The 406-nt window shown below is 44.8% G+C and carries 1 pseudogene; it reads right to left on the bottom strand.

The features are described 5' to 3' along the window. Positions 1-222: 222 nt before the first annotated feature. Positions 223-406, bottom strand: a pseudogene (locus tag DW937_RS15330) (hypothetical protein); the annotation flags it as partial.

The raw sequence follows: 406 nt of genomic DNA on the forward strand, positions 1-406 counted from the left end.
TCACCGCTCACTTTTACAGTTCCCCAAAGTGGCTGTATTTGTTCTGTCTTTATGGTGCCTTCATCGTTTGAAAGGGTGAAAGTATGGCTTCTCTGAATATTGATATAAATCGCCACCAGAAAAACCGTTGCCAGACATAAAGCAAACCTTCTTGTTTTCATCGAAACACCTCCTGCAAATTCGGTTTTATCGAATCATATCACATAAGCGGACTCTTCAAACTTACAGCTCAGTTTCCACCGCAAGCTGCTCCTGCTTTTCTTTTTCGTCAGCGATTTGGACGTCAATATCTTCGCGCATCTTTTTCAGAAGTGCGAGGACTCGCTTGATTTGACCCTTGGTGTTTTCCACCCTGCTCTGTGCCTGATTGATGTGATCCAGAACTGCCCAGTCTGCAAAGAGGCCG

The sequence above is a fragment of the Faecalibacterium sp. AM43-5AT genome (assembly GCF_003603345.1).
GTDB classification, from domain to species: domain Bacteria; phylum Bacillota; class Clostridia; order Oscillospirales; family Ruminococcaceae; genus Faecalibacterium; species Faecalibacterium taiwanense.